This is a genomic window from Olivibacter sp. CPCC 100613 (genome assembly GCF_036959255.1).
Taxonomy (GTDB): Bacteria; Bacteroidota; Bacteroidia; order Sphingobacteriales; family Sphingobacteriaceae; genus Olivibacter.
In genome coordinates this window covers 491,631-499,968 of the sequence record NZ_JAWMTI010000005.1, presented here as the reverse complement: position 1 = coordinate 499,968, position 8,338 = coordinate 491,631, and the positions used below count along the sequence as shown (strand labels likewise).

The following is an 8,338-nucleotide window of genomic DNA, read 5'->3' as shown; positions in this document are numbered from 1 at the left end:
CACCGAACTTCACAGCGGATTACTATCCCTTCGGGTTGCAGTACCAGGCGGAGGTGCGTGTTGGATCACCGAAAAATAACTATCTTTACAACGGGAAGGAATACCAGGACAAGCTGAAGCAATATGATTACGGGGCAAGGTTCTATGATCCGGTGATAGGCAGGTGGGGAAGTGTAGATCCGCTGGCGGAGAAGTATTATGAGATTTCTCCGTATGTATATGTTGCAAATAACCCTCTTAAATATATTGATCCGGATGGTAATGATATAAGACTGGCAAGCCATACCAGAAGTGATGGTACAACGGTTGTTCAGATGTCAGTTACCGGTAAACTAATAAACCAATCCAGTATAAACTTTAGCAGTTATGATATGGCAGGCTATGCTTCTCGTTTAGGAAATGCAATCAAGGATTACTATGGAATACAGGAGAAGGGGTTTGAGGTTCAAGTTTCTGTAGATATTGAAGGAGTCTCTAGTGGGGATAGTTTTATGAAACCATTAGCGGAAAGTGACCATGCCTTTTATCTTCGTGATGATGGTAATCTTGCAGATCCTGATAATCCGGGAGGCGTGCGTCCCTATGGAGTTCTAGGTGTAGCAGCATTTGGGGAAAAAGCTGTATATCTCTCTAAAGATGTTGTGGGAGACAAGCCAGCTAAAGAAGGGAAATACAAGGGAACAGGTCTAAGTGCAAAAGGAAATGCTACTTTAGAAAGAACTGGCTCCCATGAACTGGGGCACTCGGCGGGGAATCAGCATCCTGATAAAGGTACAATGCCTGGAAACCTAATGCATCAATCTGGTAAGGCCGAAGCCGGTACAAAAATTACAAGGGAGCAAATTATGGATATGTTAAAAAAGTATGAAGAAGGTAAGCTCAATAATGGTAGACAGAATTATTAAACTGCGTGTATGGATAGCAGGGATCGTCCTTGTATGTTCGTGTGGAAATGCAAATGTATCATCAAGCACAGATAATGAAAGGAAAGAACTTTATATGCAGATAGCATTTGAAGACTTTTTTGATAATGATGTGCTAGATCTTTATATTGACAATAAATTGGTTATACAGCACGATACATTAAAAAGTGGCTTTTCTGATGGGGTAACAAACACGGTATTGAACATCCTTAAAAATAAGGACTTATATACCATTGATGTTCATAAACAGTCAATAAAATATGTTCCAAAAAATGATAAGGTCTTGGTCTCGGTTGTTTTGAATGGAAATAAAAACGATTACCAAATAGATCAGCACGAAGGTAAATATGTTGGATTTAGTAAGAAGAAAGACGGTTCCCTTGAGTTTCGTCAAAATAAACAGAGACCTATGTACGATTAACAGTAAAGCCTGGACATGCCGGGCTTTGTTGTTATTATAGCGCAGCGATGCTCTTGAGCTTATTCGTTCATGAATACAGAGGCCATATAATGGATATGATGTCTAAGCCTAATATAAGTGGAAGAAAATACGAGTTGGAAGGAAGTGCTACTTTACTTCAAATGAATCATTCAACTTGGCGGAATATTTCACCTGAATTCAAACAACACATTAGAACTTATCAAGGCAAATACTTAAGGGACGACCAATTAAATAAATATTTTAAGAGATGATCAGATATGCGATTATTATAGTTTTTCTTTTTATTTCCTGTTCTTCTGAGCATCGAAGTAAAGAAGATATAATTCGCCATGTAGAAACTGTATGTCTCTCCGAATTAAATTTTCATCCTAATGATAGTCTATTGGCTCCAGATTACATTGAACTTTATGTGAGCGGTTTTGATACGGTGGGAAAAAAGACAATCGAAGATGTCGTTTTTAAGAATGTAGAAATCAAAGACAGATCTTTCTTCGACTTGTGGAGTGTACGACCTCTTTCGGATCATCGATTGTTATTAACGGTCAATACAAATTATTTTGAAAATAGATTATTGTCAGAGGATAGCATTGAAAATTTGTTATCGAAACAAGTCGGTATCGTAACTTCAACAAAGGACACGCTTCTTTTAAAGAAATGTAATATGTAAATTTACTAACAAGGAGTACTATGAACTAGGCTGAAGCTGTATGATTACGGGGCAAGGTTCTATGATCCGGTGATAGGCAGGTGGGGAAGTGTAGATCCGCTGGCGGAGAAATATCACCCTTGGAGTCCTTTTAATTATGTAAAAAATAATCCTTTAAAATATATAGATCCAAACGGAGAAGATCTTGAGCTTGCAATAACTAAGAATAAACAAGGCAATCATTCAGAAATCCAAATAAAATCTGTGTTGAATCTTACAATAGTTGGCAGTATAAGCGACAATCAAATAAATGCTTTGAAAGCAACATATTCTAAAAGCTTTTCAGGACAATTTCCTGTGTCGGGAGATTATGGTAAAGGGTATGAATCGGCTAGAGTTAAAGTGTCTTCGACATTAAAAGTTAACGTTGTAGATAAAATTGATAAGGCAAAGAAAACGGATCATATCATGATACTTGTAGATGATGTCCCCGGTAAGAATGTTGTTGGTTATGGTGATATACAAGGTGCCGCCTCAGCGGTAGAAAAAAATACTGTAAAAAATAGCACGTTTGATGAGGTTGCATCGCATGAACTTGGACATAATCTAGGGTTGGATCATAAGGTTGGAGGATTGATGAATGAAACCGTTAAAAATGGGGAGTCAGCCGTTACTTCTAAGGAGCTAAAACAGATCTATGGTGGTGCTCCTGTATTGCCTGCCGGAAAGACTACCTTATATAATGGGCCAGATAATAGAAAAGATGCCGAGGAGTTATTGAAAAGAAAAAGTATTCATTAAAAATATAATATGAAAGTAAGTTGGTTTATTTGCTTTTTGATGATCTTCGTGTCATGTTCATCAGGTACGAAGGTCAAAAGACAAAATGTTACTTTTCTTTCTGTAGAAATTCCAGATAGCTGGGAGTTAGATACGGTGTCTCGCGAATCCTTAATAGATTCTTATGTGGGAAGAATTGTAACCAAAGATCATGATACAATAAAGTATGAATACGGTCCGTCCGTTTATACTTTACATGAACCCTCACGAACGGTCGTTCCCGAATCACAGGAACAATATTGGGATTCTGTTGGGTTGGCCTCAGAAGTCGTTCTTTCTAAGACACCAAAAGAGGATATAGAACGATGTGTTTATAGCTCTCAATACTATGTTAAAGATACGATTGACGATAAAGAACTAATATGGGTTTTTCCAAAAAAATTCAATAAGGGGAAATCTGGGGCTTATTTTAACGACGTAAATGGTGTGAAATTTTCTATATATATAGACTCTTTAGGTAAGAATGAAGATGATTTTATTTCTCTAGTGAAATCAATTAGATTTTTGAATAAAGGGAGTTAACCATTATTTGCAAAGGTCAATGCGATTACGGGCCAAGGTTCTATGGCCCGGTGATCGGGAGGTGGGGAAGTGTGGATCCTTTGGCGGAGCAGATGAGGAGGCATTCTCCTTATAACTATGGATTCAATAATCCTCTACGTTTTATAGACCCTGATGGCATAATCTGTTATTAATGAAAAGTACCCTCGAGATAGGCCATAAGCCCATCCCGAGGGTGCTCAATTAAATGTGCGAACTGCTAAGTGCAGTTCTTATTGCCTCTTCCACCGGGCTGCACGGACCAGCCCTATTGATATCAAACGTGCCTCTGATTAACAGCGGCGGCTGTGCCATAAATTTGGGTGTTAGGCCACAATGTCGTTGTGCGGCGTGAACCAGAAATGGATGACAGAGGTATACCGTACCGGCTTTTCCAATGGCGAGTGCTTCTTCTCTTTTCGGTAATTCAGCTAACTTCTTGGCCAGTTCCATGAAGGACAAACCCTCTTCACCTTCCGGTTCCAATAGTTTGGCAACATCCAAATGTGAACCTTTTAGAATCCGCGTAGGGGCGTCCAACTCACTGACGTCCGAAAATAAAAACAGCATGAGCAGGCCACGGCCCTTTGAATATACATTGACGCGTGCAGCGAAAAAATCATGGGGATCGGCACCGGGAAAGCTGGCATCTACATGCCAGCCCGTATCTCCCGAATCGATTTCTGAAGGAAAACGAACCGGGAAGGCTCCCATACTCCTGCAGGGTATCCATTTTTCTTTGCCCACCAATTGATCGAATGCGCTATGAAGAATAGCGGTATTGGCCGCTTGGATAAATGGTTCCTCTGTGTACATGCCCAACCAAACAACGGGTTGTGTCCAGGTGCTGCTATCATCAGGATTAGCCGGAATATCTTTCCAAAGAATGTCCCTTGCTGCGCAGGCGAGATCAGCGGAAAATGCATGGTCAATACGGATAAAACCGTCGGTAATAAAGGATTGTATTTGTTGTGGATTTAAGATGTTATACATAATGTTTAAAATAAAAATTCAGACAATAAAGAATTGATACCCTTATAGGCATGCGTCTTCAAGGACTTGAAAATTTATATTATAACATTACGGTCATTCTCATTGATCAAATGTACTAATTTCTTAGGAATTCCAGCTAGCCGGTAAAAGAGGAAATAATGGCTTTTTGCTGTTAAGGGCGCTCGCAGACTGAATTTAGGTCAAAACGTCTTAAATAGTGTACAGTTGATTTTTTGTTTAATTTGTTGTCTATCAGTTATTTATGTTTATTGGCGTAAATATTGCAAAATACTATAAAGTTTAATTACTATTTAAAATTATCTACTATGAAAAAAGTTTTAATGTTTGTATTTACAGTCTTCGTAGCGCAAGTTGTTTTTGCGCAACAGGAAATGGGCTTTGGTATTAAAGCGGGTGTTAACTTTCCGAAGTATAACTTTTCAGGAGATGATGGCCCTAATTTCGAAACCGGTTCGGCGACTAATTTTCATGTGACCGCATTCTTAGATGCCCCGATTGCTGAAGATTGGTTTTACGTACAACCGGGTATATCCTTACAAGGTAAGGGAGCGAAAATAACCGATAATGGTGACTATAAATATAAGCAGAGCACCATGTGGATCGAGATTCCCGTAAATTTTGTCGCTAAATTTCCAACGGCAACAGCTGGAAGCTTCTTCATAGGTGCAGGCCCTTATGTCGCCTTCGGTATATCTGGAAAAAATAAATGGGAAGATGGCGGCCGTACAGTGGAGCAGGATATCGATGACTTTGAATTCGGTAGTGACGGTGCCCTGAAATCGACCGATTTCGGTTTGAATTTCATCGGTGGTTTTGAATTTAGCAATGGTTTGATGATCCATGGTGGTTATGGTATGGGGCTGACGAATCTTTCGACAAATTTAGCCGATCAGGCGCAACAAGGAAGGGATTATAAACAAACGAATCGGGTCTGGACGGTAGGACTTGGATTTAGGATTTAAGTGAGGTTGAGTGTGTTGGTAAAAAGAGGCCGAAGCCTCTTTTTACCTTTATGGATGTTTGTGTCCTACCTTAACGCATACCGATTACCTTATCAACTACATACTGCGTATTACCACGCCAAGGTAATATACCGTGATATTCTTTGTAATGTAGGTCGAAATATTTACCGCTGTTCATTTCAAGCGTTTTAAAGACAGAGTCACTTTCAACCGAAAACTCAAATTCGTAGCTTGCTATACCCGGTTTTGCCGCCGATTTTCCAAAGCCCTCCTGAATGAGCTTCCCTTCGTAAGTTTTAAATATATTGCCTTTTTTTACTGCAAAGTTAAGATATCCTGATTTGACGCCTTCGCCGAAGACATAGTAGTAACGAAAGTAAAAGAATCCTGCGAAAATAATCAGAATAATAAATATAGCCCACCAGAGGTATTTTTTGAAGGTAGGACGATTACTATCCACTGCTGACATAGATTGTGTGCTTTAGCTTACGGTATGATAACAGGGGAGCAAGTGTATTTGTTTGTTGTGCATAAATAATCATCGTATCGGAAGGAGTTGCCTTCACACTAATTGATAATTTCTCCTTTCGTACTCGCTATCTTTTGTTGCCACTGATGTCGTTCTTCGGGACTTAACCGTACCCACTCTTTAACTTCACCGAGCACTTTCAGTGGCTCTTGACTGCGATAAGAACGTGTTGGATTGCCCGGGAACTTTTTATCGGTAACATTTGGATCATTTTCAAAACTGCCCATCGGTTCAACAATATAAATGCGATCTTCCCCTTCGGCTCTTGCCATGGCTGCTGCGAGGCTTGCTCCATTAATTAAAGCTGTAAAATAAATATGGTTCATGACAATCTTGGGCTGGTAGTTTGAGTTGAAACCTGCCGTCAACAGATCGCCGATCTGTAAGTTCGCTTTCGTTCCGTGATAAAAGGGGCCACGGTCAGACCGCCTGTCCTTGAATGAATCTGCCAGTTCGTGATTCTTTTTTGCGCTGTCAAGGTCTTGTAACTCCTCATAGCATTTAGCAATACCTGAATAGAGCGAAGGCAAGGCGCTCTCAACAGCCTTATCGTTTATTTTCAATGCAGCTGTTAAGGCTGTCTCGAGCCATTTCAATTTATCAGAAACCGTCTTTTGATGTCGGGCCACATAATAAGCTGCAAGAAATCGTTCAAAGTCATTGGTCGATTCCTCCCAGGCTTGTGAAAACAGGTTCAATGCTTCTTGGGCTTGGCCTTTGTCTTCCATGCTCATGCCCTGAAGGCAGCGTTTAACAATCTCGTTAGTAGGGCTAAATTCCATTTGCTATTTATTTTCATTATCAATTGCCTTAATACGCTGTTGCTTGCCGAAATTACCAGCGTGCCTAAAAGCCACTAGGATCGAACGTATTTGTATTGATGATGTTTGTTTTAATCGGCGCTTCAAATTTAATAAAAAGTGTGTTAGCCTGAAATAGGNGCCTAAAAGCCACTAGGATCGAACGTATTTGTATTGATGATGTTTGTTTTAATCGGCGCTTCAAATTTAATAAAAAGTGTGTTAGCCTGAAATAGGAGCTGGCATAACAATAACAAGCAGTGCGCATTGATTTTGTGAGGATCGTGAAAGAGAATAAGCGTTAGTAATGAAAACGCCCAGCTTTTGGGGATGCCGGGCGTTTTCTTTTTTTAATCAACCTAAACCTACTAAGGTGTATACAAATAGTGTGCCATAATTTTCTTGCGGTGCTCTTTTGAATTACCATGGTAACGTATTCATTTCTGTAGGTAAAATGTAGAGAATTAGAGGTGAGCCGATTAAGTAATATAATCAGCTCATGATGTATAATTGGCAAATAAGTGGATGGCCCGAATTCCGTTATACAACCGAAGGTTTGCAACCCTTTGTTCATGCAGCCTTGACTGTTTGATTTTTGGTCAAGCATAAAGAACATAAAATAAGTTAAGAAAAAGAAGAACATCATACTTTCTCATTTTAATTGTATCTTTGACGTTTGAGAAGGTTTATGTCGGATCAACCTAATGTGCACCTGAAATACTTGTGGGATCAAGTATGTCTTTCGAATGATATCAAGTCGTTCGAGCTTCTCTTTTATCAGTTGAACCGTAATCTCATCAATTTCTGCGATACCATCATCCATCATGAACATGCAGCGGAAGAAATCGTTTCGGATGTATTTGTTTCCTGTTGGAATAAACGAACTGAATTACAGCATATCGCAAATCCTAAAGCCTATCTCTATATGGCGGTAAAAAACCGAGCCTTAAATCATTTGAAACAATATTCGCATTTGCAATTACAAACCGATCTGACAGATGAGGTGGTACTGATCGATGCAAGTAATCCGAATAGCGAACTCGAAAAAAAAGAGTTCTTTATGAAAATGGACGGCATCATTGCGCGTTTACCGGCGCAAACACTGCTCGTTTTTCGTCTGATCAAGGAAGACGGTATGAAATACCAGGAAGTAGCGGATCTGTTAGAAATCTCTCCCAGAACGGTACAAACCCATATGCGGCGTGCTGTTCAAAAATTACGGGAATGGTTAAGTGCTTATAATAAACGGGATCACCTCATCACAAAGAATAAACTTTTTACACTGCTTTTTTTATTGTCTACCTCGTTGGTTATTGGTTACTAGTTATTTGTTGTTGGTTGTGCCTGCTGGTAGGCAGGGGTTGCCGGTTACGGATGTGCGTGATGAATTAGAATTAGTTAAGTAGGAAAATAGTTAAGTAGTTTAGTCATTTGGTTGTGCGTTGCCCACTATGCGTGATGAAATCACACAGGGCTTTAGCGCGTCGGGAAGAACGGCCTTGGAGGATGCCGCGGCAACGAGCAGCAAAGCACCTGCACGTCTGTTCATCTTGCACTGCTCAAGCGGATTGAGGAAGTGAAACGGCTCCAATACGCGCCGGTGATGCTTTGCCATCTGGTGCAAGGGAGCCTACATAAGCCT

General features: G+C 40.0%; 11 protein-coding genes and 1 pseudogene. 8 read left to right on the top strand and 4 right to left on the bottom strand.

The window, feature by feature from the left end; translation table 11 throughout:
• From RYH73_RS18190 to RYH73_RS18165, 6 genes and pseudogenes are all read left to right on the top strand, one after another.
• The coding region (locus RYH73_RS18190) for an RHS repeat-associated core domain-containing protein (protein WP_335314884.1) at positions 1-905 on the top strand (905 nt) is incomplete at its 5' end.
• On the top strand, positions 865-1,344 hold the full coding sequence (locus RYH73_RS18185; RefSeq protein WP_335314882.1) for a hypothetical protein: 480 nt from the start codon (positions 865-867) through the stop codon (positions 1,342-1,344). The genes RYH73_RS18190 and RYH73_RS18185, both read left to right, overlap by 41 nt.
• A gap of 268 nt (positions 1,345-1,612) precedes the next feature.
• Entirely contained in the window at positions 1,613-2,032 is a 420-nt protein-coding gene (locus RYH73_RS18180; RefSeq protein WP_335314881.1) for a hypothetical protein, read from the top strand.
• Positions 2,033-2,062: 30 nt separating this feature from the next.
• Positions 2,063-2,812 carry an RHS repeat-associated core domain-containing protein gene (locus RYH73_RS18175; protein WP_335314891.1) on the top strand — a complete coding sequence of 250 codons (750 nt, stop codon included), beginning with the start codon at positions 2,063-2,065 and terminating at the stop codon, positions 2,810-2,812.
• Between the two features lie 9 nt (positions 2,813-2,821).
• Complete coding sequence (locus RYH73_RS18170; protein ID WP_335314880.1) at positions 2,822-3,373, top strand: hypothetical protein; 552 nt, start codon at positions 2,822-2,824, stop codon at positions 3,371-3,373.
• A gap of 14 nt (positions 3,374-3,387) precedes the next feature.
• A pseudogene (locus RYH73_RS18165) lies at positions 3,388-3,534 on the top strand (RHS repeat-associated core domain-containing protein); the annotation flags it as partial.
• Positions 3,535-3,595: 61 nt separating this feature from the next.
• Here RYH73_RS18165 and RYH73_RS18160 read toward each other — a convergent pair.
• Complete coding sequence (locus RYH73_RS18160; protein WP_335314879.1) at positions 3,596-4,384, bottom strand: phytanoyl-CoA dioxygenase family protein; 789 nt, start codon at positions 4,382-4,384, stop codon at positions 3,596-3,598.
• Between the two features lie 326 nt (positions 4,385-4,710).
• On the opposite strand from RYH73_RS18160, the gene RYH73_RS18155 reads away from it, so the two are divergent.
• The gene (locus tag RYH73_RS18155; protein ID WP_335314878.1) at positions 4,711-5,367 is read left to right on the top strand and encodes a porin family protein; all 657 of its coding nucleotides are present in this window, start codon (positions 4,711-4,713) and stop codon (positions 5,365-5,367) included.
• 70 nt (positions 5,368-5,437) lie between these two features.
• On the opposite strand, the gene RYH73_RS18150 is transcribed toward RYH73_RS18155, so the two are convergent.
• Together RYH73_RS18150 and arr are read right to left on the bottom strand one after the other, a co-directional pair.
• Positions 5,438-5,836, bottom strand: a complete 399-nt coding sequence (locus tag RYH73_RS18150) for a hypothetical protein (protein WP_335314877.1) — start codon at positions 5,834-5,836, stop codon at positions 5,438-5,440.
• Between the two features lie 98 nt (positions 5,837-5,934).
• Complete coding sequence (gene arr, locus RYH73_RS26710) at positions 5,935-6,348, bottom strand: NAD(+)--rifampin ADP-ribosyltransferase (protein WP_442946116.1); 414 nt, start codon at positions 6,346-6,348, stop codon at positions 5,935-5,937.
• 1,036 nt (positions 6,349-7,384) lie between these two features.
• On the opposite strand from arr, the gene RYH73_RS18140 reads away from it, so the two are divergent.
• Positions 7,385-8,020 (top strand): RNA polymerase sigma-70 factor, encoded by a 636-nt coding sequence (locus tag RYH73_RS18140; protein WP_335314875.1) that lies wholly within the window; start codon positions 7,385-7,387, stop codon positions 8,018-8,020.
• 99 nt (positions 8,021-8,119) lie between these two features.
• On the opposite strand, the gene RYH73_RS18135 is transcribed toward RYH73_RS18140, so the two are convergent.
• Positions 8,120-8,245, bottom strand: a complete 126-nt coding sequence (locus tag RYH73_RS18135; RefSeq protein WP_335314874.1) for a hypothetical protein — start codon at positions 8,243-8,245, stop codon at positions 8,120-8,122.
• Between the last annotated feature and the right edge of the window lie 93 nt (positions 8,246-8,338).

Excerpts from the sequence above, each read along its gene's own strand:
- RYH73_RS18185 (WP_335314882.1), top strand. The coding sequence starts at position 865 with ATGAAGAAGGTAAGCTCAATAATGGTAGACAGAATTATTAAACTGCGT.
- RYH73_RS18180 (WP_335314881.1), top strand. The coding sequence starts at position 1,613 with ATGATCAGATATGCGATTATTATAGTTTTTCTTTTTATTTCCTGTTCT.
- RYH73_RS18170 (WP_335314880.1), top strand. The coding sequence starts at position 2,822 with ATGAAAGTAAGTTGGTTTATTTGCTTTTTGATGATCTTCGTGTCATGT.
- RYH73_RS18160 (WP_335314879.1), bottom strand. The coding sequence starts at position 4,384 with ATGTATAACATCTTAAATCCACAACAAATACAATCCTTTATTACCGAC.
- RYH73_RS18155 (WP_335314878.1), top strand. The coding sequence starts at position 4,711 with ATGAAAAAAGTTTTAATGTTTGTATTTACAGTCTTCGTAGCGCAAGTT.
- RYH73_RS18150 (WP_335314877.1), bottom strand. The coding sequence starts at position 5,836 with ATGTCAGCAGTGGATAGTAATCGTCCTACCTTCAAAAAATACCTCTGG.
- RYH73_RS18140 (WP_335314875.1), top strand. The coding sequence starts at position 7,385 with ATGTCGGATCAACCTAATGTGCACCTGAAATACTTGTGGGATCAAGTA.
- RYH73_RS18135 (WP_335314874.1), bottom strand. The coding sequence starts at position 8,245 with ATGAACAGACGTGCAGGTGCTTTGCTGCTCGTTGCCGCGGCATCCTCC.